Below are 25,827 nucleotides of genomic sequence, written 5' to 3' on the forward strand. Positions count from 1 at the left end.
GGAGCAGTGCATGAATACCCGAAGAATCCTCACCACCGGAGCGCTCATCGCCACCGGCGCCCTCGTCCTCGCCGGCTGCTCGGCCGGTGACGACAGCGCATCGTCGGGCGACAAGGAGTTCGCCGGCGAGACCATCGTCGTCACCTCGTTCGGCGGCGACTGGGAGAAGGCCTTCATCGAGGCCGTCGTCGATCCCTTCGAGGAGGAGACCGGCGCCAAGGTCGAGCTGATCACGCTGTACAGCGCCGACGCCCTCGCGCAGGTCACCGCCCAGAAGGCGAGCCCGCAGATCGACGTCGTGCACTTCTCCGGCGGACAGGAGTTCACCGCGGCGAAGGACGGCCTCATCGCGCCCATCAAGGCCGACGAGCTGTCCGAGTCCGGCGACCTGATCGACCTCGCGACCGCGGGGCTCGAGCGGGGCGAGGGACCGGTCATCCAGCTCGCGCCGATCGGACTCGTCTACAACACCGAGGCGGATGCTCCGGCCCCCACCTCGTGGCTGGACCTGTTCGACGACGCCTACGCGGGCCACGTCGCGCTCACGGACTTCTCGAACACCTACGGCGTGCTCTCGATGCTCCGCGTCGCCGACGCACTCGGCGGCGGCATCGACGACCCGTCGAAGGCGATCGCCGACCTCGGTGCGCTCGCCTCCTCGGGTGACGCGATCGTCGTCCCGACCTCGCCCGACCTGCAGACCGCGTTCGCCCAGCGCGACACGTGGCTCGCACCGTACGCGATGGACTACGCCGGCACGCTGCAGGACGCGGGCCTTCCGGTAGAGTTCATCGTCCCGGAAGAGGGCGTCACCGCCTCTCTCATCACCGCGAACGTGGTCGAGGGCCGGGACAACCCGGAGCTCGCCAAGCTCTTCGTCGATTTCGAACTGCGTCCCGAAGCGCAGGCCGTGTTCGCGGAGAACATGCGGTACTCCCCGGTCAACACCAAGACCGAGCTCTCCGACGACGCCGCGGACGCGGTGCTGACGGGTGACGAGCTGGACTCGGTCGTCGTCTACGCTCCGGGCGATGTCGCGGCTTCGCGGCAGTCCTGGACCGATGAGTGGAATGCGCTGATCACCAAATGAGTGTTCGAACCCGTAGGGAGCCCTGGCTCCTGCTCCTGCCGGCGATCGTGCTGCTCGCGCTCGCCTTCGTGACCCCGGTGGCAGGCATGCTCCTCATGAGCGTGCAATCGTCGGCAGGCGGGTTCAGCCTCGACAACTTCACCCGACTCTTCTCGAGTGAATATCACCTCCAGGCGGCGCTGCGCTCGCTCCGCCTGGGGGTGATCCAGACCGTGATCACCCTGGTCATCGCCATCCCCCTCTCTTACGTGATGGCCCGCGCCGGATCGAAGGTCCGCTCCTTCCTCCTGATCGTGGTGATCCTGCCGCTCATGACGAGCGTCGTGGTCCGCACCTTCGGCTGGGTGGTCCTGATGGGCCCGTCCGGACTCCTGATGAAGATCCCCGGCGCCGAGTTCCTCGTCGGCGGCACCCAGGGCTTCCTCGGCACCGAGACCGGTGTCGTGATCGCGATGGTGCAGGTTCTCCTGCCGTTCGCGGTCCTCAGCATCCTCGGCGTCATCTCCGGCATCCGGCCGCAGCTGGAAGAGGCGTCGCGCACTCTGGGCGCCGGGTTCTGGCGCACGCTGTGGCACGTCGTCCTCCCCCTCGCGATCCCCGGCATCGTCGCCGGCGCCTCGCTCGTGTTCGTCCTGTCGGTGAGCTCGTTCATCACTCCCCGCTTCATCGGCGGGGCCCAGATCCCGGTGTTCGCCCAGACGATCTACGTCGACGCGACCACCAACCTCGACTGGTCGTTCGCCGCCGCCCAGGCCGTGCTGCTGTTCGCCGGCGTCATGCTGGTGCTCGCGGCGACGTCCCGACTCGGGAAGCAGAAGGTGTGACCATGGTCCGTTCCGTTCCGATCCTCGGCAGGGTCCTCGCCATCGTCCTCGGCGTGGTCGTGACGCTGTACATGCTCGTGCCGCTCATGGTCGTCGCCGGCGCCTCCGTCGGCGAGAACCGCTTCCTCACGTTCCCGGGTCAGGGTTTCACGCTCGACTGGTACGTCGAGGCGCTCACGTCCGACACCTACCTCGAGCCGTTCCGGCTGAGCCTGCTGGTCGGCGTCACCGTCGCCATCGTGGCCGCGGCCATCGGCACGGCGGCCGCTCTCGCCCTCACCCGGTTCAAGGTTCCGGGAGGCGCGGCCATCCAGGCCCTGCTGATGTCGCCGCTGACGATCCCCACGATCATCCTCGCGATCGGCGCCCTGTCCATCGCGTCGCTCACGATCGGCGCCCCCAACGTCGGCGTCCTGATCGCCATCCACGTGGTGATCGCGATCCCCTACGTGATGCGCACCGTCACGGGCGTCATGACCAGGGCCGACCACTTCACGGAGGAGGCGGCGCGCACGCTGGGTGCCAGCACCTGGAACCGCTACCGCCTGGTCGTGCTCCCCATCGCCCGCCCCGGCATCGCCGCCGGCGCGTTCTTCGCCTTCAACATCTCGTTCGACGATGCGGTCATCGCCCTCTTCCTGCGCACCCCGCAGCTCGAGACGTTGCCCATCGCCATCTACGGCCAGCTGGAGTTCAGCACGTCGCCCACCGTGGCGGCCGTCTCGACCCTCATGGTCCTGCTCACCGTCGTCCTCATGATCGTGCTCGAACGCATCATCGGCCTGGGAAGGTTGTTCGTCTGATGACAACACTCACCATCACTGCTCTCACCAAGGACTTCAAGGGGACCCAGGTGCTCAAGGGCATCGACCTCTCGATGCAGTCCGGGGAGTTCGTCTCCCTGCTCGGCCCCTCGGGCTGCGGCAAGACCACGCTGCTCCGCTGCATCGCGGGGCTCGAGTCGCCGAGCGGCGGCACGATCGAGATCGCGGGTCAGGACGTGACCAAGCTCCCGCCCGAGAAGCGCCACCTCGGCATGATGTTCCAGAGCTACGCGCTCTTCCCGCACATGAGCGTGGTCGAGAACGTGCGCTTCGGTCTGCGGATGTCGGGCGAGAAGTCGAAGGCCGAGCAGAAGGAGCTGGCCGTGCGCGCCCTGGAGCGCGTGCAGATGGGCCACCTCGCCGATCGGATGCCGGCACAGCTGTCGGGCGGACAGCAGCAGCGCGTCGCCCTGGCCCGCGCCATCGCGTTCGAGCCCCGCGTGCTCCTGCTCGACGAGCCGCTGTCGAACCTCGACGCGCGGCTGCGTGAGGACATGCAGGTCGAGCTGAAGGAGCTGCACCGCACGCTCGGGCTCACCACGGTGTTCGTGACGCACGACCAGGAGGAGGCGATGAGCCTCTCCGACCGCATCGTCCTCATGAACGGCGGCGTGATCGAGCAGGAGGGTGCACCGGCGGAGCTCTACGGCGCACCGCGCACCCCCTTCGCGGCCGACTTCATCGGCGCGGCCAACCTGCTGCCCGCGACCCGCTCCGGCGCGGTCGCGACGCTCGACGGCACCGCCATCCAGGTGCCGATGACCGGTGCGGGTCCGGACGGCGCCGGAGAGGTCGTGCTCCGTCAGGAGGACCTGCGGCTGTCGCCCGTCGTCGGCGCCGATGCTCCCGTGAGCGTCGAGGTCGTCACCCACGTGTACCGCGGCGCCGACATCGTCTACATCGTCGAACTCGCCGGCAAGCGGATGCGCGTCGTCCGCCCGCGGCACGAGGAGCCTATCCCCGAGGGCACCGCCGGTCTCGGCTGGCGCGACGGCGCGGTGCTCTGGATCGCCGCCGCCTGACGTCGTGGTCGACGGAGCCGACACCGCGCGCGGCGGAGGAGCCCCGCAATAGGATCGCCTCGTGGCCGATGACGACTCCTCCTCCCCTGCGGTTTCCGACACGTCTCGCCGAGGCTTCTTCAAGATCGGCGGTGCGGCGCTCGCGGGCGCGGTCGTCGGCGGAGCCGGTGGTGCGGCGATCGGAGCGTCCGTCGCGGGAGGTGCGCGCGACGGCTTCGCGGACGCCCCCGATCCGTTCGCCGCTCTCACTCCGCGCAGCGAGCCGGGCTTCGACCACCTCGTCGTCGTGATGGGCGAGAACCGCTCCTTCGACAACCTCCTCGGCTATCTGTACTCCAAGGAGAATCTGCCGGACGGGGAGACGTTCGAGGGACTGGCGTTCGGAAAGCACAGCAACGCGGCCTCCGACGGCACGGTGATCGAGGCGCACGTCTACGAGGGCGACACCGATCGGATCATGAGCCTCCCCGACCCGGATCCCGGGGAGGAGTACCCGCACGTCAACACGCAGATCTTCGGCACGGTGGACCCGAAGACCAACGCCGACCTCTTCGTCGACCAGATGACGGCGCCGTTCAACGCCCCGACGCACGGCGAGAAGGCCACGATGTCGGGCTTCCTCCAGGACTACATCATCAACTTCCGCCGTCTGCGCAAGGGCACCGACCCGAGCGTCGACGAGGCCAAGCACATCATGGGCTCGTTCTCGCCCGAGATGCTCCCCGTGCTGTCGACGCTCGCCGCCGAGTTCGCGGTGTTCGACCACTGGTACGCCGGTGTCCCGTCGCAGACGTTCTGCAACCGCTCGTTCTTCCATGCGTCCACCTCGCACGGCTTCGTGACGAATCAGGCGGGCGGCGGCTACGACAAGTGGATCGATGCGCCCGCGGCACCGACGGTGTTCAATCGGCTCGAGGACAAGCACGTGAGCTGGAAGGTCTACATCGACAAGCTCCAGCTCGTCTCGTTCACGGGGATGCTGCATGCCGCGGTGCTCGAGAAGTACTGGCGCACCGACCACTTCGGCACCATGGAGGACTTCTACGCCGACGCGAAGAACGGCACCCTCCCGGCGTACGCGTTCATCGAGCCGCGGATGGTCTACGACCACAACGACTTCCATCCCCCGTTCGGCGCACCCCGCGCGAGCGATGTCGCGGGACGAGAGGTGTTCGACAGCGCGATCTCGGATGTGCGCGCCGGGGACCGACTCATCCACGACATCTACGAGGCCGTGCGCACGAGCGCGTCACCTCAGGGGTCGAACGCCGTGAACACCCTCCTGCTCATCACGTTCGACGAGCACGGCGGATGCTACGACCATGTGCCACCGCCCGCGGCGACGAAACCCACCCCGGACACGAAGGCCGGCGAGATGGGCTTCACCTTCGATCGCCTCGGATGCCGGGTCCCGGCCATCGCCGTGTCGGCGTACACGAGACGCGGGTCGATCATCCACGACGAGATGCACCACGGCTCCGTCACCGCGACGCTCTCCCGCCTGCACGGCCTGAAGCCGCTCAACGACCGCGACGCCTCGGCGAACACCCTCTACAACGTCGTGAACCTGGATCGTCCACGGCATCCCGCGGACTGGCCGGTCACGACCCCCGCGTACACTCCTCCGAACCCCGAGGACGGGACGCCGCAGCCGAACGAGCAGGACCACCTCAAGCCGCTCACCCCGCCGGCACGCGGCCTGCTCGGCCTGCTCCTCGCGCGCTACGGCAAGCCCGGGGAACGCGACCCCGAGACGTTCGCCGACGCCTACCGGCTGCTGCACGAACACGGTGAGGAGCTGTTCGGCCCTCCGAAGAGCAGCTGACCCGCCCGCGTCTCAGCGCCGCGAGCGGCGGTGGCCGACGATCAGGAGAGTCGCGCCGAGGACGACCACGGCCGCACCCCCGGCCGCCCAGGCGAACGTCTCGGGTCCGAGTCCGGTCGTGGGCAGAGAGCCGTTCCCGCCGCCCGTCGAAGGCGTGGGTGTCGGCGTCGGCGTGGGGGTGGGTGTCGGCGTCACGATGACATCGGCGGCGAGGGTGAAGTCCTGCTCCGGAACCGCCTCACCGGCTGCGGTGATCACGACCGTACGGGTCGCGGCGCCGACGACGGAGGTTCCGGTCGGGGGCACGACGGTGAGGGTGTAAGTTCCGGGCGGCAGTGCCCCCAGCCCATAACTGCCGTCCGCATCCGAGGTGAGCTGCTGCGGGGCGCCGGGTCCGGTCACTTCGACCACCACGCCGGCGACGGGTCCTCCGTCGTCGTCGCGGACCGTGCCGTCGATCGCGCCGAGACGCGCGAGCTCGAAGTCCACGTCGTCGACGTCGACCGCGTCCACCTGCTCATCGCGGACCACCGGGGTGGTGGCGACGTATCCCGCCGGTGTGCTCATCGTGATCTCGTAGGATCCGGAGACCAGTCCCGGGAAGGTGTAGGCACCGGAGGCGTCGGTGACCCGCGTGAGGGTCACTCCTCCCGGTCCGACCGCCGTCACCGTCACACCGGGCACGCCCGCGCCGTTCGAGCGCACGACGCCGCTCAGATCCGGGTTCTCGGCGAGCTGGAAATCGACGTCCGTGATCGGCACCTCGCTCTCCTCCGGCACGGAGAACGGCGGCGGTTGGACGGCGATCGTGTACCCCGTCGGCGTCGTGATCGTGGCCGTGTGCGTTCCGACCGCCACCTCGTCGAACAGATAGCGACCGTTCGCGTCGGTGGTCGTCGTGTTGCCGTCGATCGTGACGGTCACTCCGGCGATCGGTGCGCCCGTGGTGTCCGTCACGTGGCCGGAGACGGCGACGGGGACGATGTCGCGCACCGTGAAGTCCGCGACGCCGTCGACGGTCGTGAGGTCGACGGCCGCGGTCGTGGCGCCGACCGCGATCTTGCCGTCGGGCGGTTCGACACGCACCGTGTAGCCGTCCGTCGCCACGAAGCCCGGGAACGAGTAGCTGCCGTCGACGGCCGTCGTCGTGGTCGCGACGACCGTGCCGTTGCCGTCGGTGAGCGACAGCGCGACGCCGGGCAGCGGTCCTGTGGCCTGGTCGGCGACCACTCCCGTGATGTCGCGGGAGATCGAGGCGAACCAGGTCTGGTAGACGGGGAAGCCCGCGCGACGGGTGAAGATGAAGCTCAGCGAGCTGATCGGGGTGGACGGTTCGAACCAGGCTGCGGACCCGCTCGTGTCGGCCGCCGCGGCATTGCCGGTCAGCGTCAGGGTGGCAGCGTCCCACGTGGGGACGTCGTCCACGGCACCGGTACAGGACGGCTTTCCCACCACCGCCGGGGCGCAGTAGTTGAACCGGTCCCTGAGGCCGATCTCGGTGGCGTCGAGCACGTGCCCGTCGGGGGCCACGGCGCGGATGCGCACGCTGTCGGAGTCGATGTCGCCGAGCGCGAATGCCCATCCGGACGTCGGGGTCGGTGCGGCGAACGAGTAGGTCGTCGTGGACGGGCTCGTCGCGTTGTCCGCCTTGGGTCGCAGGTTCAGGTATCCCTGGTCCCTGCTGGAGCCGTACTTGGCACCGATGGGCGTCCCTGCGGACAGCCACGTCGAGGCACCGGAGATCACGCCCACCTGGCCGGACCGCGAGTCGCTCGTCATCGTCGCGGTGAGCGCGGGCTGAGCCGCGATCTGCACCGTCGTCGTGTACGCACCGCCCGTGCCGGCGAGCGCCTGCCAGCTCGCCCAGGACGTCGTCGTGGCAGCGGCAGCGGGTGTCGTCCCCACCATCACGGCGACGAGGGCGAGGGTTGCGACGAGGATTCCGCTGCGACGCAGGCGCATGCGGTCAGCGTACTGGTATACCGGACGATCGAAAAGTGAATGTTTGCTGCGACTACTCGTCGGAGATCAGCCGCTTGCCCAGCGCGATCGTGTCATCGACCTCGTACCCCAGCCGCCGGTAGAAGTCGACGACCTGCGCGTTGGCGGTGCGGACCTGGAGCGAGACCTTCGGGCAACCGCGCGCGCGGAGCTCCGCCTCGACGTGCGCCACGAGGTCGCGGCCGACCCCCAGCCCCCGCGAATCCGGCTGCGTGGCGAGGAAGTTCATCCAGCCGCGGTGCCCGTCGTATCCGGCCATGACGGAACCGAGGATGCGTCCGGAGTCGTCTTCCGCCACCACGAAGAGCTCGGGCTGCACCGTCGCCTTCCGCGCGATGTCCTTTCGCGGATCGTTCCAGGGTCGGGTGAGTCCTGCCGCCTCCCAGAGAGCGATGACGGGCTCGGTGTCTTCGGGCTGGAACGGACGGATGCGCATCCCTCCAGCCTTCCAGATCGCGGGGTCCCGCCCCGTCAGCCCTCGCGTGAGAACGTGACGTGGACCACGCCGGACTCGGCGACCTCCGAGGTCGCCCGGTACCCGTTCTCGAGCCCGCGGAGGTCGTCCCACAGGCGGATGCCGCTGCCGATCAGAATCGGCGTGATGCCGACGTGCAGCTCGTCGACGAGACCCGCGCGCAGGTACTCGCGCACGGTCGTCGCGCCGCCTCCCACGCGCACGTCCTGTCCGCCCGCGGCCTCGACGGCCAGGCGGAGGGCCTCTTCCGGCGACGCGGAGAGGAAATGGAAGCTCGTGCCGTTCGCGAACTCGATCGACGGACGCGGCGTGTGGGTGAGGACGAAGACCGGCGCGCGGAACGGCGGCTCTTCTCCCCACCAGCCGCGCCAGTCCGGGTCGTCCGGGTTGGCGTGGAGTCCGAACATCCCGGCGCCCATGATCTCGGCGCCGATGTTCTCGAAGTAGTGGGCGGCGTACTTCTCGTCCACCCCGGTGGTGCCCGCGCCGCTGGTGTCGTGGAAGACGCGCTCGTGGAAGGTGCGCGTCGCGGTGTATGCGGCCGTGAGGCGCCCCCAGTCCTCGCCGAACGGGTTCTCCGGCGTCTGATCCGTGGTCGTGGCGAAGCCGTCGAGCGAGATGTTGAGATCGACGCGAACACGGGTCATGGGTGCCTCCGGAGACTGCGCGGGATTGCCCCGTCGAGCGACGGGCCGTCCCCAGCGTCCGCGCTCCCTCCGCCCGATGTCAGGAGCGCCGTCCGCCGACCTGCGGATCCCACGGGCGCAGGAAGGCGTTCGGCGCTCACGACCTCAGACGGGATCGCCCTGGACCGGGCCCTCCGTGTTCGGCTTCCATCCGAGTGCCGGAGCCACGTGCGTGGCGAAGGCCTCCAGGACGTGCAGGTTGTACTCCGGTCCGAGCTGGTTCGGGATCGTGAGCAGGAGGGTGTCGGCGGCCATCACGGCCTCGTCCTGCTTCAGCTGCGCGATCAGCACGTCGGGCTCCGCGGCATACGTCTTGCCGAACGTGGAGCGGAACCCGTCGATGATGCCGATCTGGTCGGCGTTCTCCTCGCTGCGCAGCCCGAAGTACGCGCGGTCCATGTCGGACACGAGCGGGAATACGCTGCGGCTGACCGATACCCGCGGCCGACCGGTGTGTCCGGCGGCCTTGTACGCGGAGCGGAACAGCTCGATCTGCTCGCGCTGCAGCTCGTGGAACGGCTGTCCGGTGGCCTCGGTCACGAGCGTCGAGCTCATCATGTTGAGACCCTTGCGCCCGGTCTCCTCGGCCGTGGCACGAGATCCGGATCCCCACCAGATGTGGTCGCGGAGGGTCGGAGACTGCGGCTCGATCTGCAGGTAGCGCCCGGCGCCCACCATCCGCGGATCCCCGGGGGCGATGCCCTCGCCGTCGATCGCACGCAGGAACAGGTCGAACTTCTCGCGCGCCAGCACGCTGCCGCGCTCGGTGTCCTCCTCGTCGACGTAGCCGAACGTCTCATAGCCGCGCAGCGCCGTCTCGGGTGACCCACGGCTCACGCCGAGGGCGATGCGGCCGTCGGCGATCAGGTCGAGGGCGGCCGCCTCCTCCGCGAACTGGAACGGGTTCTCGTACCGCATGTCGATCACACCGGTGCCGACCTCGATGCGCTTCGTGCGCGCGGCCATCGCGGAGAGGAGGGGCATGGGAGATGCCGCCTGGCGGGCCCAGTGGTGCACGCGCACCGAGGCGCCGTTCACGCCGATCTCGTCGGCCCCTTCGGCGATCTCGATCGTCTGCTTCAACATGTCGCCCGCCGTGCGGGTCGCCGAACCGGGAACGTCGGCGTAGTGCCCGAACGAAAGGAATCCGAAAGCCTTCATGATCTATTCCAACGCATGGATCGCTTCTCTATTCCTCGGGCACCAGGATGCCGTCCAGCACGAGCGATCGGATGCGGGGCTCGAGCTCCGCCCAGAGGTCGGGCAGGGGCACCTCGAAGAGCTCGGCCAGCGCGGCGGCGATCTGCACCACCGTGAGCTCGCCATCGCAGGCGCCGACGAATCCGGCGAGCGCCGGGTCGACGGCGACCGTGCGGCTGAAGCCGCCGCCCTGTCGCAGCTCGATCACGCTTGGGTCGTCGTTGCCGGGGAGGAGGTGCCGTGCTTCGGTGACGTCGGCCGCCACGACCAGCGTCGCGGGCATCCCTTCTGCGAGGGCATCGTGCGCGACGAGCCCCGTGCCCAGCGCGGCGCCCACGTTCGACACGTGCTGGGCGAGGCGCTCCGTGCGGCGCAGGGGCAGGCCCGATGTCCCTCGGCGCATCAGGACGTAGCCGAAGCCGATCGAGGTGACCGCGCGCGCCGCGAAGTCGTCCAGCCATGCGGTGAGCAGCGGCGTGAAGGAGGGGTCGCGGGGCGTCGTGCCTCCGTCGCGGATCCACAGTTCCGCGTAGCCGAGGGGCGAGAGCTCCTCGCGTTCGATCACCCAGAGGTCGAGCTCGGCCGGCACCCAGGCTTCCAGTCGTGCGAGCCCGGAGACTCCGGCCCGGGACTCCCAGTTCCCGAGCAGCTGCGCGATGCCGTTCTGCGTGAGGAAGGCCGGCGCGGAGCGGACGAACTGCTCGACCAGGGCATCGCCCACCAGCCCGCCGTCGCGGTACTCGTACGCGGGCACGCCCTCCACGCGCGGCGTGATCACGAACGGCGGGTTGGAGACGATGAGGTCGAACGCCTCGCCCGCGACCGGCTCGAACATGCTGCCGTGCCGGAACTCGATGTTCGCCACCCCGTTGAGGCGGGCGTTGAGCTCCGCGAAGGCGAGGGCGCGGGCCGAGATGTCGGTGGCGACGACGGTGCCCGCCCTGCGCGCGACGAGAAGGGCCTGGATGCCGCATCCGGTGCCGAGGTCGAGCGCGCGATCGACCTCGATCGGCACGATGGTCTCGGCGAGCGTGCGGGATGCTCCTCCGACGCCGAGCACGTGATCGGGCGGCAGCGCGCCGTCGAGCGCCACCTCGTCGAGGTCGCTCGCGATCCACCACTCCCCGACGCCATCCGCGTCGACGAACGACTGCGGGCGCAGCAGGGCCGTGGGCGTCACGGTGTCCGCGTCGGCGGTCGCGAGACCGAGCGCGACGAGCCCGGCCACTCCGAGCTGCGGCAGGGCGTCCGCGACGGGTCCGCGTGCTTGCGGCATCCCCAGCACGAGAAGCCGCCCGAGCGTGGCGAGCACACCGTCGTCTCCGGCGATCGCAAGCAGGATCGGCTCCCGCATCCCGCGGGCGAGGGCGTCGTCCGCCTCCTCGCCCCACAGCCGCCGGAGAGGCTCGGAGCGGAGGTCCGCCGCGTCGAGGTCGGCGGCGAGAGCGGCACTGCGGAGCGGGTCGGGGACGGGTGCGGGGGCGACGGACACGGCCGTCACTCTACGCGTCTTCAGGGTTCTCCTGCCCCGGGCCTCCTAGAATCGCTAGGTCAGTACTCACGAGCAGCCTCCTTTCCGGGCGTTCGAGGAAGACCTTCATGACCGCGACCACCCCCGATACCGGCCTCCGTGCGCGCCTGCGACGGCTCGCAGGCAGGACCGCGGTTTTCGCGATCGTCCTGGGCGGCTGCGCCCTCGCCGCTCCGGGCTCGGCGTTCGCGGCGGATCAGTCCTCGTCCGACGACGAGCAGAGCGTGGAACTCCACGTGTCGGCGGGTCTCCGCGGCATCGTCACCCCCGGGTCGTCGACCACGGCTGTGCTCACGGTGGAGAACGACACGGAGTCGCCTCTGTCCGGCGGTCAGGTCCAGGTCGAGCTCAACCGCACGCCGTTGACGGACGATGAGGCGCTGTCGGCCTGGCTCGACGACGGTGAGGCAGCGGGCAGGTTCGCGGCGATCGGCGCCGATGAGACCGACGCGATCCAGGCCGGGGAGTCGGCGACGACCACGGTCTTCGTGTCGGAGAACACGCTCGGCACCCTCTCACCCGGCGTGTACCCGCTGCGCGCCGAGCTCACGGGCACGACGGTCGGCGGCGCCGACGACAGCGAGGATGCCGGGACCGCGACGGCGACCAGCGTCCTCGTCGTGCCCCGCACCGGGACGGCGCAGATCGGGGTTCTCGTCCCGATCACCGCGACCCCCGAGGGCGGATCGCTGCTCACGGCCGACGAGCTCAACACGCTCACGGGGCCGGAAGGGGCGCTGACCGCGCAGCTCGACGGCGTCGCGGGGACCACCGCGGTGCTCGCCATCGACCCGTCGATCCCCGCCGCGATCCGCGTGCTCGGCACGTCCGCTCCGGAGAGCGCCAAGCAGTGGCTCTCTCGCCTCGACGACCTCCCGAACACCCGGTTCGCCCTGCAGTTCGGCGATGCGGATGCCGCGGCACAGGCCCAGGCGGGTCTGCCCGAGCTCCTCCAGCCGACGACGTTCGCCCCGTTCCTCAACGCCGCGAACTTCCCCCAGACACCGGCCACGGTCCCGCCGACCGGTGCCGCCGACGCGACGCCGGGTCCGACGCCGGAGCCCACCGAATCGCCCGCCCTCCCCGGCGATGAGGAGCTCACGGCGATCGACGGCGCCCTGCCGAACATCCTCTGGCCCGACGACGGTCTCACGCAGAAGGATCTCGCCGCCTTCGCGGGATACCTCGGAGAGGACACGACCACGATCGTCTCCTCGTCTTCCGTCGGTGGGAAGAGCGCCGCGCACGCCAAGGCCGGCGGTCACGATCTCCTCGTCACCGACGCCCCGTCCTCCGCGACCCTGTCGGACGTCGCCGCCGAGACCAACACTCTCGATCGCCAGCGACTCCTCGCCGCTGCCGCCGGCCGTCTCTCGCTGGCGCAGTCGCGGACGCCGGGCGCCCCACTGCTGATCGGACTCGATCGCGACGAGAATCGGTCGGCCGATGCGCTGCGCGATGCCATCGCCGCGGCCGACACCGTCGGGTTCGAGCTCTCGTCACTCCGCGCGAAGCCGACGGTGAGCGCGACCGTCGTCGACGATGCCGATCCCGCCCGCGCGGCCGCCGTGAAGAGCCTCCTCGCCGATGAGACGTCGCTCACCTCCTTCTCCTCGATCCTCGCCGACCCCCAGGTGCTGCTGAGCCCCGAGCGGATCAAGATCCTGCGCACGATGGCCGTGGGCACCTCGCCGACCGCGTTCGCCGAGAACCTCCAGGCGCACCGCTCGCAGACCACCGCGACCCTTGCCGCCGTCAGCATCCCCCCGTCCAGCACCATCCAGCTGCTCACGGCCAACGCCGACCTGCCGATCGCGGTGCGCAATGACCTGCCGTGGCCGGTCAAGGTCCGGCTCTTCGTCTCGCCCACCGATGCGCGACTCGACGTCAAGCCGATGAACGAGACCGACGTGCAGGCGAACTCCACCACCCGCGTCAAGGTGCCCGTCTCGGCGCGCGTGGGCAGTGGCGAGGTCGATCTCCGGCTCAGCCTGTACAGCCCCACGGGCGTGCAGATCCAGGGAACCGAATCCATCCGGGTGGCTGTCCGGGCCGAGTGGGAGACCATCGGGCTCGCCATCTTCGGCGGCATCACGGTCGTGCTGATCGCGCTCGGCGTCATCCGCACCGTCCGTCGGAAGCGTCGCGAAGCCGCCGAGGAATCCGCCGTCGAGGCGCAGATCGAAGCATTGGAAGAGGACGCCGTGGAAGATCGACCGGGGGCCACCGCGACCGAAGACAAGCATGAGTAGTCTCGGTCGCGCCAGCGCCATCATCGGCGCCGGCACCATGGTGTCGCGCGTCACGGGACTGTTGCGCAGCATCGTGCTGGTCGGAGTGATCGGGTCGGTCAGCTCCGAAGCGGCCGATGCGTTCGCCGTCGCCAACCAGCTTCCCAACAATGTCTTCTCCTTGATCTCGGTCGGCATCCTCACCGCGGTGATCGTGCCGCAGATCGTGAAGGCGTCGGCAGCGGCCGACGGCGGCAACGCGTACATCTCCAAGCTGTTCACGCTGGGAACCGTCGTCCTCGTCGCGATCGCAGGCCTGGCGACTATCGCGTCCCCCTGGCTCGTCTGGGTGTCCGCCGACGGCGATCCGGCCCAGCAGGCGCTGGCGACCGCGTTCGCCTACTGGTGCATGCCGCAGATCCTGTTCTACGGGCTCTACGCCCTACTGGGCGAAGCTCTGAATGCCCGTCGGATCTTCGGGCCGTTCACCTGGGCTCCCGTCGTCAACAACCTGATCTCCATCGTCGGCTTCCTCCTCATCGCCGCGTTCTTCGGCGGACCGCTGACCGACGTTCCGGACTGGACTCCGGAGATGATCGCCGCACTCGGGGGGACGGCGACGCTCGGCATCGTGGTGCAAGCGGGAGTCCTCCTGCTGTTCTGGCGGCGGACCGGGCTGTCGCTGCGACCCGATTTCCGCTGGCGCGGTGTCGGTCTGGGGGCGACCGGCCGCCTCGCTGGTTGGACCCTCCTGATGGCGATCGCCAGTCTCACTGCCGGCACGATCCAGGGCCGGATCGCCTTCGCCGCGGCCGGCGACGGGGCGTCGGTCGCGACGATGCAGTACGCCTGGCTGATCTTCATGCTTCCGTATTCGATCATCGTGCTGTCCATCGGGACGCCGTATTTCACACAGATCAGCGAGCACGCGGTGGCAGGGCGGGATGACGAGGTCCGCGCCGACATCGCCCGCAGCATCCGGACACTGTTCTTCTTCATCGCGGCGGCGATGGCGGCGATCATCGCGGCGATCCTCCCGGCGTCGCGCGTGTTCACGGCGAACGCCTCCGACGCGCAGGCGGCCGCCCTCGTCCTGCTCTGCTATCTGGTGAGTCTGCTCCCCCTGACGGTGCTCTTCATCGTGCAGCGCACCTTCTACGCCTATGGGGATACACGCACACCGTTCTGGTTCACGCTCTTCCAGAGTGCTCTCATCGTCGTCACCGCACTCGTCGCGCAGTGGCTCTACGTCTCGGACGTGATCCCCGTCACCGCCCTCGCAGCGGCCATCGCGCTCGGCCAGTCGCTCGCCAGCACCGTTCAGACCATCGTCGCGAGCTGGCTGCTGCACCGGAAGATCGGCGGGCTGAAGATCGGCTCGTGGTTCACGGCCATCCTGCGCTTCGCGGTCGCCGCGGTTCCCGCGGGGCTCGCGGGCTGGGGAGTGTTCCTTCTCCTCGGCGGCGCCGACGGCTGGACGACCAGCAACAAGGTTCTCGGAGTTCTCGGCACCGCGATCATCGGCCTCGTCGTCGTGGTCGTCTACGTCGCGATCCTGGCCCTCATGCGCGCACCCGAGCTCAAGGCCGCCGGCGCGCTCGTGCGCCGTTTCCTCCCCGGCCGCTGATCGCACACGGAGGCGTCTCCCAGGGCGGTGGCGCACACTGCTGAGGGAATGCCCCGCGGTTACCATGGGTTGAAGCAGTCGAAGGTCATTCGACCGCAGTTTCTACGACGGAGAGCACATGCGTCAGGTCATCATCATCGGTTCCGGCCCCGCCGGATTCACGGCTGCCATCTACGCGGCCCGAGCGAACCTCAAGCCGCTGCTCATCGCGAGCTCGGTCGAGGTCGGTGGCGAGCTGATGAACACCACCGAGGTCGAGAACTACCCGGGCTTCCCGGAGGGCATCCAGGGTCCTGAGCTCATGGCCAAGTTCCAGGAGCAGGCCGAGAAGTTCGGCACGGAGGTCGTCTACGACGACGTCACCGAGCTCCAGCTCGACGGACCGGTCAAGAAAGTCATCCTCGGCAGCGGTGCGGAGCACGAGACCCAGTCCCTCATCTACGCGACCGGCTCGGCATACCGCAAGCTCGGCATCGAGGGCGAAGAGCGCCTCTCCGGCTACGGCGTCTCCTGGTGCGCGACCTGCGACGGGTTCTTCTTCCGCGAGAAGACGATCGCGGTCGTCGGCGGCGGCGACTCGGCGATGGAAGAGGCCACGTTCCTCACCCGTTTCGCTGAGAAGGTCTACGTGATCCACCGCAAGGACACGCTGCGCGCCTCGAAGATCATGCAGGAGCGTGCGTTCGCGAACGAGAAGATCGAGTTCGTGTGGAACAGCGAGGTCGCCGAGGTGCTCGGTGGCGACTCCGTGACCGGTGTGCAGCTGCGCTCCACGGTCGATGGCACCCTCAGCGACCTCCCGCTCGACGGCCTGTTCATCGCGATCGGCAACGACCCGCGCACGCACCTCGTGCACGACAAGCTCGAGCTCACCGCCGAGGGCACCATCTGGGTCGACGGCCGTTCGTCGAAGACCTCGGTCCCCGGTGTGTTCGCCGCCGGCGACGTGATCGACCCGACCTACCGTCAGGCCATCACGGCGGCCGGTACCGGCACGATCGCCGCCCTCGACGCGGAGCACTTCCTCGCGGATTTTGAGGACGCTTCCGTGGAGGTCCCGGCTGCGGAGGCCGCCGAGGTCCTCACCGCCACGGCGTAGATCGGGAACACTTTCCCCTCGTCCGCTGTTGTAGCAGGCGAACCTCGAATCAAGGAGAACTCTGATGAGTGCAAAGGCTACGAGCCAGGCGACCTGGGAGCAGGACGTTCTGCAGGCCGACGGTCCCGTGCTGGTGGACTTCTGGGCCGAGTGGTGTGGTCCGTGTCGTATGGTCGCGCCGGTGCTGGATGAGATCCAGGCCGACAACCCCGACAAGATCACGATCCTCAAGCTGAACGTGGACGAGAACCCCGAGCTGGCGATGAAGTACCAGATCACGTCGATCCCGGCGATGAAGGTCTTCCACGGCGGCGAGGTCAAGACGACCATCATCGGCGCCAAGCCGAAGTTCGCGCTCGAGAAGGACCTCGCCGCTTTCATCGGCTGATCCTCTGACGCGAAAGGGCCGTACCTCCCGGGGAGGTACGGCCCTTTTCTGTCCCCTTGCGCCCGCGAGCGCGAGTTCCACGTCAGGAGGCGTCGGCGACGCTCGGATCCCAGCGGCGGTGGCGCTGTTTCTCGTCCAGGAGCCCCCAGACGGCCGAGGTGAGCTCCGGGTACTCCAGGGCGATCTGACGCAGCACACGGTAGTGCCGGGCGGCGTTGGGACGCACTCCGTCGTTGGCGTTGATGTTGTCGGCGCGCAGGAGGTACACGACGAGCTCGTCGACGCTCGGAAGCTCCTCCATGAACTCCCAGGGGTCTTCCCCGCCGAGGAGTCTCTCCTGGATGAGCACCGCGAGTTCGTCGGCGGCCTCGGCGCGCAGCACTTCCAGGCTGGCACGACGCTGAACGGACTCGGTCATGCATCAAGCCTACGTCGGCTGCGGACCCCTCCGTCGCTCCACCTTCATGTTCTCGGTCATCTCCTCGAGCTCCTTGCCCTTGGTCTCCGGCACCTTGAAGAAGACGAAGAAGAACGACAGGAGGGCGAAGAACGCGTAGAAGCCGTACGCGAAGGTGAGCCCGATCTCGGCGAAAGCCGGGAACGTCGTCGAGATGAAGAAGTTGGCGACCCACTGCGCGGCGGCGGCCACGGCGAGAGCGCCGGCCCGGATCGAGTTCGGGAAGATCTCACCGAGGAGCACCCAGACCAGCGGACCCCAGCTCGCGCCGAAGAACACCACGAACCCGTTGGCGCAGATCAGCGCCACGGTGGCCCAGGGGTCCGGGAGCGTGGCCGTCCCCTGCGCGTCGAGCGTCCCGAACGAGAAGGCGAGCGCCATCAGTCCCAGCGTCACCGTCATTCCGACCGAGCCCACCAGCAGCATGATCCGGCGTCCGATCTTGTCGACGAGCAGGATCGCGACGATGGTCACCACGATGTTCGTCACCGACGTGATCACGGAGGTGAGGAGCGCACTGGATTCATCGAATCCGACGGACTGCCACAGCGTCGTCGAGTAGTAGAAGATCACGTTGATGCCGACGAACTGCTGGAAGACCGAGAGCAGGATGCCGATCCAGACGATCGGTTTCAGGCCGAGTCGGTTGCCACGCAGATCACGCAGCGACTCGGAGCGCTCCGTGTTGATCGTGCCGGTGATCTCGTCGATCTTCCCCTGGACGTCGACGGTGCCGGTGACGGTCTCGAGCACCTCGGCTGCACGTTTCAGCTCGCCCTTGCGCACCAGATATCGTGGCGACTCCGGAAGGCGCAGTGACATGAGGCCGTAGACCAGCGCGGGGATCGCGGCCACCATGAACATCCAGCGCCAGGCCGTGAGGCCCCACAGCGGCTGGTCCGCCTCCCCCGCGATCCCGGCCAGCAGTGCGTCGGACAGCAGCGCGGCGAAGATACCGGTGACGATGGCGAGCTGTTGGAGGGAACCGAGTCGTCCACGGATCGCTGCCGGTGAGACCTCGGCGATGTACGCGGGGGCGATGACGGATGCCGCGCCGACGCCGAGTCCGCCGATCACACGCCAGATGATCAGGTCCACCACGCTGAAGGCGAGGCCGGATCCGATCGCGGAGACGAAGAACATCGCGGCCGCGACGACCATGACGGGGATGCGTCCGAACTTGTTCGAGACCGGTCCGGCGAACCACGCACCCACCGCACAGCCGATGAGCGCGGACGAGACGGCGAAGCCCTTCAGCCCGGTACCGAGGTCGAATCCGGAGACGTCTCCGGCCAGAGCATCGACAGCGCCGTTGATCACGGCGGTATCGAAGCCGAAGAGGAAGCCACCCAACGCGGCGGCGATACTCACCGCGATCACGCGGCGTCGGATACCTGCGGCATCCACTGGTTTGGACATGACATCCCCCTCATCGTCGATGATGACGCGAGTCTAAGGGACCGGTATATCCCCGGGGGTGTTATCTCGTGGAACCGTAACCGCTCTCGCCGAGCTCCTCGAGAATGCGATTGAGGTCCTGGATCGAAGCGAAATCAATCGTGACCTGGCCTTTACGCGCACCGAGAGCGATCTTCACGCGCGTGTTCAGCCGGTCACCGAGCTTGCCGGCGACCTCGTCCAGGTAGGCACGGCGTGCCCCGGGAGTCGGCTTCACGGACTTGCCGGCCGAGGGGTGCGCCTTGGCTGCTTCCTCCGTGGCCCGCACCGACAGGTCTTCGTTGACGACCTTGTCCGCGAGACGCTGCATGGACTCCGGCGTCTCCAGGCTGAGGATCGCGCGAGCGTGTCCGGCGGTCAGGACCCCGGCCGCCACCCGCTGCTGCACCGGAACGGGCAGCTTCAGGAGACGGATGGTGTTGCTGATCTGGGGGCGCGAGCGACCGATCCGTGTGGCGAGCTCCTCCTGCGTGATGCCGAAGTCCTCGAGGAGCTGCTGGTAGGCCGAAGCCTCTTCCAGCGGGTTGAGTTCGGAGCGGTGGAGGTTCTCGAGCAGGGCGTCGCGGAGGAGATCCTCGTCGGCGGTGTCGCGCACGATCGCGGGGATGACCTCGAGGCCTGCCTCGCGCGCGGCGCGCGTACGCCGCTCCCCCATGATGAGCTCGTACTCACCCTCGGTGTTCTTCCGGACGATGACCGGCTGCAGCACACCGAACTCACGGACGCTGTGCACGAGCTCAGCCAGGTCTTCGGGATCGAAGTGCGTGCGCGGCTGACGGGGGTTCGGGACGATCGCGTTCGGGTCGACCTGGATCAGGTGGATGCCGGGTACCGCCTCGAGCTCAGGGCCCTCGGTGTTCTCCTCGACCGTCGCATCCGGAGTCGTCGGGCGAAGGCTCGCGCCGGGGAAGAAGACGTCGACGGGACGCTCAGCCTGATCCGCCGTCGGGATGAGGGCACCGATGCCCCGGCCCAGTCCAGTGCGCTTCGCCATCATTTCTCCTTGCTCTGCGTCGCGGTGCGCGACGCGATCTCGACAGCGGCCTCGCGGTAGGCGATCGCGCCGGCGGATTGCCCATCGTAGGCGATCACGGTCTGCCCGAAACTCGGGGCCTCGGACACGCGGACCGAGCGCGGGATGACCGTCTCCAGCACCTGTTCCGGGAAGTGAGTGCGCACCTCGTCCGCCACCTGCTGTGCGAGACGGGTTCGTCCGTCGAACATGGTGAGCAGGATCGTGGAGAGGTGAAGAGCGGGGTTCAGGTGCTTCTGGATCATCTGGATGCTGCCGAGCAGCTGGCTCAGACCCTCGAGTGCGTAGTACTCGCACTGAATGGGGATGAACACTTCCGATGCGGCCGTGAAGGCGTTGATCGTGAGCAGCCCGAGAGACGGCGGGCAGTCGATGATGACGAAGTCCATCGGGTTGTCCGCGAGATAGTCGAGGAGCGCTCGGCGCAGACGATGCTCACGTGCGACCTGGGCGACGAGCTCGATCTCAGCGCCGGCCAGGTGAATCGTGCTGGGTGCACAGAAGAGGTTGGGGTCTTCCGGGCTCTGCTGCACGATCTCCGCGAGGGGGACTTCCTCGATGAGCACGTCGTACACGCTGGGAACGTCCGCGCTGTGCGGAACGCCGAGCGCGGTCGAGGCATTGCCCTGCGGGTCGAGGTCGATGACCAGTACCTTGGCACCGAGGCCGGCCAATGCCGATGCGACGTTCACCGCGGTCGTGGTCTTACCCACGCCACCCTTCTGGTTCGACACCGTCAGAACCCGGGTCTCCCCCGTGAACTCGACCGTCGCGGCCTCGAGGGCTCGCCTTCGGGCGGAGAGGTCGGCGAGTTCCCGCGCCAGGGGCGTGTCCATCCCGAAGGAGTCGTTCGCCGGTGTCTTCTCGGATTGTTTCACGTGAAACATCCACTCCTTTCGGGGCCGCGTTCCACTCTAATCGCAAGCGACGACGTTGGATTACGGCTCAGCGGGCCACGGAATGGGGATAGGGGACAGGATGGCCCCGTCCAGCGGAATTCCGCGGGTATTCGTGATGCGGGCAGACAGTGAATCCACCCTGTTTCCTCTTACGCGGCCTATAGAAGTGTCGACTTCGTCCGGTGTTTCACGTGAAACATGCCCGCCCGATCCTGTGGGGGCAGGTTCAGAACCGGCGACGCCCTCGGGAGTAGTCCCTTCCCCCACTCCCCGGCCCGACCGTCTCTCTTCTTCACCTCCCAGTGGAGGTCCCGGATATGATCGATCTCTCGCGCACAGGCACGTACGGCGCCACGGGACGCAGGACGTGCCCGGCCGTCCGGGCGGCGCCCTGCGAGCAAGGACTCGGCCGTTTCACGTGAAACATCTGCGTATCTTCCCCTTCCCGCCCTTCACTCGTGTACCTAGCGAGGAGAGGTCCTTTTCACTGGCGCGCTGGTAGGGCAATCACCTGTTGGTCAGCTCTACGCCGTGACGCCGGAGCCACCCAAGCCAGATACCCAAGCGCGACGAAGGAACGACACAGCAAAGGACCGCAGCACTCTTCGCTGCAAGGTGCCGCTTGGTCCGTCGTTCTGCCGCACCAGTCCACGTCTCCCCTCCCCTCCAGCGCGGCGCTCACGTAGATGCACCAGCGGGACAGATCGGCGTGAGCAGATCAGCGTGAGCGGACCGAGGGTACGGAGCTTCTTCTGCGAGGAGAAAGTGCGCGCCCGGGTCGTTCCCTGATCCCACCGCTGTACTGTCGTGGGCTCCAACCCCGCCAGATATCTCCGTTCATCAAGCCCTCATCAGTCCCGAAACAGGGACAAGCGAAGGATCATGACCGACGCGGGCCAACGAGCTATCCGTTTCACGTGAAACATCCGGGCACCCCTGCCCACCTTGGCCAGCGATGAGTCTGTTGACGCGCCGCTTCGCTGTTGTCGACGAAGCTGGACGCCGCGAGGTCGCGCTGTTCGAAGCGACGAGCGCGCCACGTGATCGGGATCATGAGTGGCAGCGACTTCCGGCAACGCGGTGGGCACGAGCTGCGTGACTTGAATCAGCAAAGCTGACCTCGATAGGACCTGAGGAGAGTTCGTGAAGAGTCCAGATACTTCCACTCTGAAGAGGACTACACGTACCCGACGGGACTGGACGCAGAGCAAGCGGACCCCGAGGACCACTCGTCCCCCGTCGATTGCTCACATTGTGGCTTCAACACCGACGCCATGAGCGGACTCGCGACGGTGGACCGCCTCAACCCCGACGTCACCAGCGGATTCAAGACAGTAGGAGACCTCGGATACCCCACACCACGCGTTCCCCGTCTCCACACTGCACTCCAGCGAAACCGTCTCGCGGTGAGTACTACCCAGAGCGCGCTTCCCGCTCCCTTATGCATCCCCGCCGACGCGCATGAAGCGGGCGAAACTATCGGGCACCCGGTGGGGGGGCCACTGCCCCGCTATCCGTATGTTTCACGTGAAACATGCTGATTCCAGCGAACACCAAGGCCCAAAACCGCCGGTACTGCATCCCGGGGGCATCTCTTCGCGCCTCATCGGGCAGTCGAGTCGGCGTCTAAACGGCATCTACCAGCCCGGCCATCGCCACTGCTCCCCTGTCCAGATGTCGCAAACCCGACCGGATCCGCACCGCAATGAACTCCTGCAAAGCAAAAGCGGGATGTTTCACGTGAAACATCCCGCTCGCCGACTTCTGGAAACCTACCGGACTCTTGCCCGAACCGCCCTCGTCGTCTCGGTGAGCACACCCTCGCCGAGAACCTCGACGCGGACGTCACTGAGCCGGAACTTCTTGATCTGTTTCTGCGCAGCTTCGATCTCGTTCGCAGCATTCATGCCTTTGAGAAGCGTGAGCTCTCCCCCGTCACGCACGAGCGGCGCCGTGATCGGGATGAGTGTGCGCAGCGCACTCACGGCCCGAGCAGTGACCACATCGAAGCCATCGGTGGGCTTGACGTCTTCTGCGCGAGCACGATGGACGATGACGTTGGTCAGCTCCAGCTCCTGCACCTGCTCATTGAGCCAGGTGACGCGACGTTCCATCGGTTCGATGAGCGTCCATTCGACGTCAGGACGAGCAATCGCGAGCACGAGTCCGGGGAGACCCGCCCCGGAACCGATGTCCGCGACGCGACCATGGAAGAGCGGGGCCGCGATCACACTGTTGAGGATGTGTCGCGACCACAGCCGCGGGAGTTCCAGCGGTCCGATCAGACCTCGCTCCTCGCCCTCGCGAGCGAGCGCAGCAGTGAACTCTCGTGCCGCGTCGATCCGATCTCCGAAGAGATCCTCGGCGATGGCCGGCTCGACCTCGACATCACTCATGGGACGAAACGATCCGACGATGTTTCACGTGAAACATCAACGACGACGGAGGACCGTGTGCCGGTCAGCGCCCTCACCGTAGGACTCGGAGACGAGTCCACGCTCGGCGGCGATGTCATGTACGAGCTTGCGCTCGTAGCTCGACATCGAGGGCAGCGAAGCCTGCGACGAACCCTCGTCCAGCTTGGCTGCAGCGGCATCGACCAGAGTCTCGAGCTGGCGACGACGCGTGTCGCGCGAACCCGCGATATCGAGGATCAGCCGCGAGAACGAACCCGTCTTGCTCTGCACGGCGAGGCGGGTCAGTTCCTGCAAGGCCTGCACCGTCTCCGGAGCGGAGAGCAGCGCGAGTGCATCGCCTTCGGCCTCCACCGAGACGTAGGCCCGACCCTGGCGGACATCGAGGTTCAGATCCCCATCGATATCCGCGATGTCGAGGAGCTCCTCGAGGTAGTCCGCGGCGACGTCGCCCTCGTTCTCGAGCTGAGCCACGGTGGGCTCGGTGTTCTCGGTCATGGTCTCGCTCATGAACCGCTCCCCTTCTTCTTCGCACGCTTCTTGCCCACAGGCTGCTGACGCTTGGGGGCCTCGGCCTTCGCCTTCTCGGCCTCTTCCAGCAAACGCTGCTGCTCGGCTTCGTAGGCGGCCATCGGAACGACCTTGCCCGACGAGTCGATCGCCTTGCCCTTGCGAGCGAGTCGCTCTTCGCGAGCCTTGGCCGCTTCCGAGCCCGGGGTGGGCATCTCACGGATGACGAGGAACTGCTGTCCCATGGTCCAGAGGTTGGAGATGAACCAGTACACGACGACGCCGAGGGGGAAGAAGACGCCCGAGAAGATGAAGCCCAGCGGCAGCACGTAGAGCATGATCTTCTGCATCTGGTACGCCTGGCCGGTCTTGGCCTCGGGCGACAGGTTCTTCGAGATGATCTGCAGCTGCGTGAAGAACTGCGAACCGATCATCAGGACGACGAGCGTCACCAGGATGATGATCGCGGTCGTGTTCTGAGCGTCGACGGCGTTGCCCAGCGTCTCGTGCAGGGAGGCGACACCAAACAGCTTGGCGTCGTAGAACTCCTTCGTCAGCTCCGGGCTGAGCAGTCCGACACCACCGGTGTTGTCCCGCGCATGCTTGCTGACGTCGCTCAGCACGCTGTAAAGGGAGAAGAAGATCGGCATCTGCACGAGCAGCGGCAGACAGCTCGACATCGGCGTCGTGCCGTGCTTCTTGTACAGAGCCATGGTCTCGCGGCTCATGGCCTCGCGAGACAGCTGATCCTTCTTGCCGCGGTACTTCTCCTGAACTTTTCGCAGTTCAGGAGCGATTTCCATCATCTTTCGCTGGCTCTTGATCTGCTTCACGAAGAGCGGGATCAGCGCAGCACGGACGACGATGACGAGACCGACGATCGACAGCACCCAGGTGATGCCCGATGCCGCGGGAAGACCGACGGCGGTGAGCAGCCAGTGCCAGGCGACGAGGATCATCTCGACGACCCACTTGAGCGGCCAGAGGATGGTGCCGAGCAGATCGAATCCACCGGCAGCGGGGGCGTCGCTGGGAGTGGAGCTGGCTAGCAGAAGGTCAAGACCCACCGATCAGTCCTTTCGGGAAGGGACGACGAAACCGTGTGCAGTCAGGTCGTAGCGGAAGTGGTCATGCGGTCGGACGTCGTCGACGCCACCGCTGGTCCAGGGGTTGCAGCGGAGGATGCGCCACGCCGAGAGCGCCGCTCCCTTCGCAGCACCGTGCTGCTGTACCGCACCTACAGCGTAGGCGGAACAGCTGGGGTAATACGCACAGACATCTCCGTACATCGGGGAGATCACCTTGCGGTAGGCCGTGAGGAATCCCAGGACCAGATTGCGTGGGATCAGCGGGATGCTGCGGACGAGGTCGTGCGCGTGCATCCGCGCCGTGCCGATCGACGAGGCCGGGAGCGCGGTCACGACGATCCTGCAGTCTGCGCCGGTGCGAGCCGGCCGAGGCATCGAAGAACGTCCGCCTCGAGCTCCGAGTAGGAGGCGAGAGCGGACGCAGGAAGGGCACGGATGACGACATCCGTGCCCTCGGGAACCCGTGGCAACGCCCCGGCGCATACGGCTTTGAGTCGCCGGCGCACGGTGTTGCGCACCACTGCGGTGCCTACCTGCTTGCTGATGATGAATCCGAACCTCGCGGCTCTGCTCTCGCCCGTCGACAACATCGAGGTGATGACGCGGGCCCCGCCACAACGGGAGCCGCGTCGAACGACCAGACGGTAGTCGCTCCCGCGGGTCAATCGATACGGGCGGGCGAGCACAGCGGACTACGCAGAGAGCTCGGTGCGGCCCTTCGCGCGGCGTGCAGCGAGGATGCCGCGGCCGGCACGCGTACGCATGCGGGCACGGAAGCCGTGCTTCTTGGCGCGACGACGGTTGTTGGGCTGGAAGGTGCGCTTGCTCATGGAATCACTCCGGGAATGCTGCCACCGGATTCACTTCGACCGGAGACATGGGGAACTGCCAAAAATGGCATAAGTCAACCGACTTAGGGTACGTCTTACTGGCGCGCAGAGCAAATCTGCGCGCATCCGTGGTCGCCGTCCGGCACGAACCGCACAGCCATTATCCACAACCGTGGCACGCCCGGCAGGCGCAACACGCGCGCGTATTTCCAAGGGCAGGTTGCCGTTCACAGCCGCGGTGACTACCGTGGCATCCTAAGTTATCCACAGGGGAACGGTACGTCTGCCCCGCCTCGATTCCTCGTCCGGAGCGTC

Annotated in this window: 24 protein-coding genes; 9 read left to right on the forward strand and 15 right to left on the reverse strand. The window is 67.6% G+C overall.

Annotated elements, in window-relative coordinates; genetic code table 11:
- The first annotated feature begins 10 nt into the window (after positions 1–10).
- The 5 genes from MME74_RS18220 to MME74_RS18240 all read left to right on the forward strand — a co-directional run bounded on the left by MME74_RS18220 (position 11) and on the right by MME74_RS18240 (position 5,585).
- On the forward strand, positions 11–1,090 hold the full coding sequence (locus MME74_RS18220) for an ABC transporter substrate-binding protein (RefSeq protein WP_267416543.1): 1,080 nt from the start codon (positions 11–13) through the stop codon (positions 1,088–1,090).
- Positions 1,087–1,914: an ABC transporter permease gene (locus tag MME74_RS18225; RefSeq protein WP_267416544.1), complete on the forward strand. Its 828-nt coding sequence runs from the start codon at positions 1,087–1,089 to the stop codon at positions 1,912–1,914. The genes MME74_RS18220 and MME74_RS18225 overlap by 4 nt, the downstream gene beginning before the upstream one ends.
- 2 nt (positions 1,915–1,916) lie before the next feature.
- Entirely contained in the window at positions 1,917–2,717 is an 801-nt protein-coding gene (locus tag MME74_RS18230) for an ABC transporter permease (RefSeq protein WP_267416545.1), read from the forward strand.
- A complete protein-coding gene (locus MME74_RS18235) occupies positions 2,717–3,760 on the forward strand; it encodes an ABC transporter ATP-binding protein (RefSeq protein WP_267416546.1) in 1,044 nt (347 codons plus the stop codon). Before MME74_RS18230 ends, MME74_RS18235 begins: the two co-directional genes overlap by 1 nt.
- A gap of 61 nt (positions 3,761–3,821) precedes the next feature.
- On the forward strand, positions 3,822–5,585 hold the full coding sequence (locus MME74_RS18240; protein WP_267416547.1) for an alkaline phosphatase family protein: 1,764 nt from the start codon (positions 3,822–3,824) through the stop codon (positions 5,583–5,585).
- A gap of 12 nt (positions 5,586–5,597) precedes the next feature.
- Here the strand turns inward: MME74_RS18240 and MME74_RS18245 are convergent, their stop codons facing one another.
- The 5 genes from MME74_RS18245 to MME74_RS18265 form a co-directional block, all read right to left on the reverse strand.
- Positions 5,598–7,547, reverse strand: a complete 1,950-nt coding sequence (locus MME74_RS18245) for an MSCRAMM family protein (protein ID WP_267416548.1) — start codon at positions 7,545–7,547, stop codon at positions 5,598–5,600.
- Positions 7,548–7,599: 52 nt separating this feature from the next.
- Positions 7,600–8,022, reverse strand: coding sequence for a GNAT family acetyltransferase (locus MME74_RS18250; RefSeq protein WP_267416549.1), 423 nt, complete (start codon positions 8,020–8,022; stop codon positions 7,600–7,602).
- Positions 8,023–8,057: 35 nt separating this feature from the next.
- A complete protein-coding gene (locus MME74_RS18255) occupies positions 8,058–8,708 on the reverse strand; it encodes a dihydrofolate reductase family protein (RefSeq protein ID WP_267416550.1) in 651 nt (216 codons plus the stop codon).
- 144 nt (positions 8,709–8,852) lie between these two features.
- On the reverse strand, positions 8,853–9,908 hold the full coding sequence (locus MME74_RS18260) for an LLM class flavin-dependent oxidoreductase (RefSeq protein ID WP_267416551.1): 1,056 nt from the start codon (positions 9,906–9,908) through the stop codon (positions 8,853–8,855).
- Positions 9,909–9,936: 28 nt separating this feature from the next.
- Positions 9,937–11,448, reverse strand: a complete 1,512-nt coding sequence (locus MME74_RS18265; protein WP_267416552.1) for a DUF7059 domain-containing protein — start codon at positions 11,446–11,448, stop codon at positions 9,937–9,939.
- A gap of 98 nt (positions 11,449–11,546) precedes the next feature.
- Between MME74_RS18265 and MME74_RS18270 the strand changes: the two genes are divergently transcribed.
- The 4 genes from MME74_RS18270 (at position 11,547) to trxA (ending at position 16,823) form a co-directional block, all read left to right on the forward strand.
- On the forward strand, positions 11,547–13,730 hold the full coding sequence (locus MME74_RS18270; protein WP_267416553.1) for a DUF6049 family protein: 2,184 nt from the start codon (positions 11,547–11,549) through the stop codon (positions 13,728–13,730).
- Positions 13,723–15,336 carry a murein biosynthesis integral membrane protein MurJ gene (gene murJ / locus MME74_RS18275; RefSeq protein ID WP_267416554.1) on the forward strand — a complete coding sequence of 538 codons (1,614 nt, stop codon included), beginning with the start codon at positions 13,723–13,725 and terminating at the stop codon, positions 15,334–15,336. The genes MME74_RS18270 and murJ overlap by 8 nt, the downstream gene beginning before the upstream one ends.
- 118 nt (positions 15,337–15,454) lie before the next feature.
- Positions 15,455–16,435, forward strand: coding sequence for a thioredoxin-disulfide reductase (gene trxB, locus MME74_RS18280; protein WP_267416555.1), 981 nt, complete (start codon positions 15,455–15,457; stop codon positions 16,433–16,435).
- 64 nt (positions 16,436–16,499) lie between these two features.
- On the forward strand, positions 16,500–16,823 hold the full coding sequence (trxA, locus tag MME74_RS18285; RefSeq protein ID WP_021201395.1) for a thioredoxin: 324 nt from the start codon (positions 16,500–16,502) through the stop codon (positions 16,821–16,823).
- A gap of 82 nt (positions 16,824–16,905) precedes the next feature.
- On the opposite strand, the gene MME74_RS18290 is transcribed toward trxA, so the two are convergent.
- The 10 genes from MME74_RS18290 to rpmH form a co-directional block, all read right to left on the reverse strand.
- Positions 16,906–17,241, reverse strand: coding sequence for a hypothetical protein (locus MME74_RS18290; protein ID WP_017829903.1), 336 nt, complete (start codon positions 17,239–17,241; stop codon positions 16,906–16,908).
- A gap of 9 nt (positions 17,242–17,250) precedes the next feature.
- Positions 17,251–18,699 carry a sugar porter family MFS transporter gene (locus MME74_RS18295; protein WP_267416558.1) on the reverse strand — a complete coding sequence of 483 codons (1,449 nt, stop codon included), beginning with the start codon at positions 18,697–18,699 and terminating at the stop codon, positions 17,251–17,253.
- A 61-nt stretch (positions 18,700–18,760) separates the two neighbouring features.
- The gene (locus MME74_RS18300; RefSeq protein WP_267416560.1) at positions 18,761–19,732 is read right to left on the reverse strand and encodes a ParB/RepB/Spo0J family partition protein; all 972 of its coding nucleotides are present in this window, start codon (positions 19,730–19,732) and stop codon (positions 18,761–18,763) included.
- Positions 19,732–20,658 (reverse strand): ParA family protein, encoded by a 927-nt coding sequence (locus MME74_RS18305; protein ID WP_267416562.1) that lies wholly within the window; start codon positions 20,656–20,658, stop codon positions 19,732–19,734. The genes MME74_RS18300 and MME74_RS18305 overlap by 1 nt, the downstream gene beginning before the upstream one ends.
- Positions 20,659–22,442: 1,784 nt before the next feature.
- Positions 22,443–23,066, reverse strand: coding sequence for a 16S rRNA (guanine(527)-N(7))-methyltransferase RsmG (rsmG, locus tag MME74_RS18310; protein ID WP_267416563.1), 624 nt, complete (start codon positions 23,064–23,066; stop codon positions 22,443–22,445).
- A 36-nt stretch (positions 23,067–23,102) separates the two neighbouring features.
- A complete protein-coding gene (locus MME74_RS18315; protein WP_267416564.1) occupies positions 23,103–23,594 on the reverse strand; it encodes a protein jag in 492 nt (163 codons plus the stop codon).
- Positions 23,591–24,661: a membrane protein insertase YidC gene (yidC, locus tag MME74_RS18320; protein WP_267416565.1), complete on the reverse strand. Its 1,071-nt coding sequence runs from the start codon at positions 24,659–24,661 to the stop codon at positions 23,591–23,593. The genes MME74_RS18315 and yidC overlap by 4 nt, the downstream gene beginning before the upstream one ends.
- Positions 24,662–24,664: 3 nt before the next feature.
- Positions 24,665–25,015 carry a membrane protein insertion efficiency factor YidD gene (gene yidD / locus MME74_RS18325; RefSeq protein WP_267416566.1) on the reverse strand — a complete coding sequence of 117 codons (351 nt, stop codon included), beginning with the start codon at positions 25,013–25,015 and terminating at the stop codon, positions 24,665–24,667.
- On the reverse strand, positions 25,012–25,368 hold the full coding sequence (gene rnpA, locus MME74_RS18330) for a ribonuclease P protein component (RefSeq protein WP_267416567.1): 357 nt from the start codon (positions 25,366–25,368) through the stop codon (positions 25,012–25,014). The genes yidD and rnpA overlap by 4 nt, the downstream gene beginning before the upstream one ends.
- A gap of 6 nt (positions 25,369–25,374) precedes the next feature.
- Positions 25,375–25,512: a 50S ribosomal protein L34 gene (gene rpmH, locus MME74_RS18335; RefSeq protein ID WP_013584598.1), complete on the reverse strand. Its 138-nt coding sequence runs from the start codon at positions 25,510–25,512 to the stop codon at positions 25,375–25,377.
- Positions 25,513–25,827: the final 315 nt, after the last annotated feature.

This window comes from Microbacterium oxydans (genome assembly GCF_026559675.1).
Classification (GTDB): domain Bacteria; phylum Actinomycetota; class Actinomycetes; order Actinomycetales; family Microbacteriaceae; genus Microbacterium; species Microbacterium oxydans_D.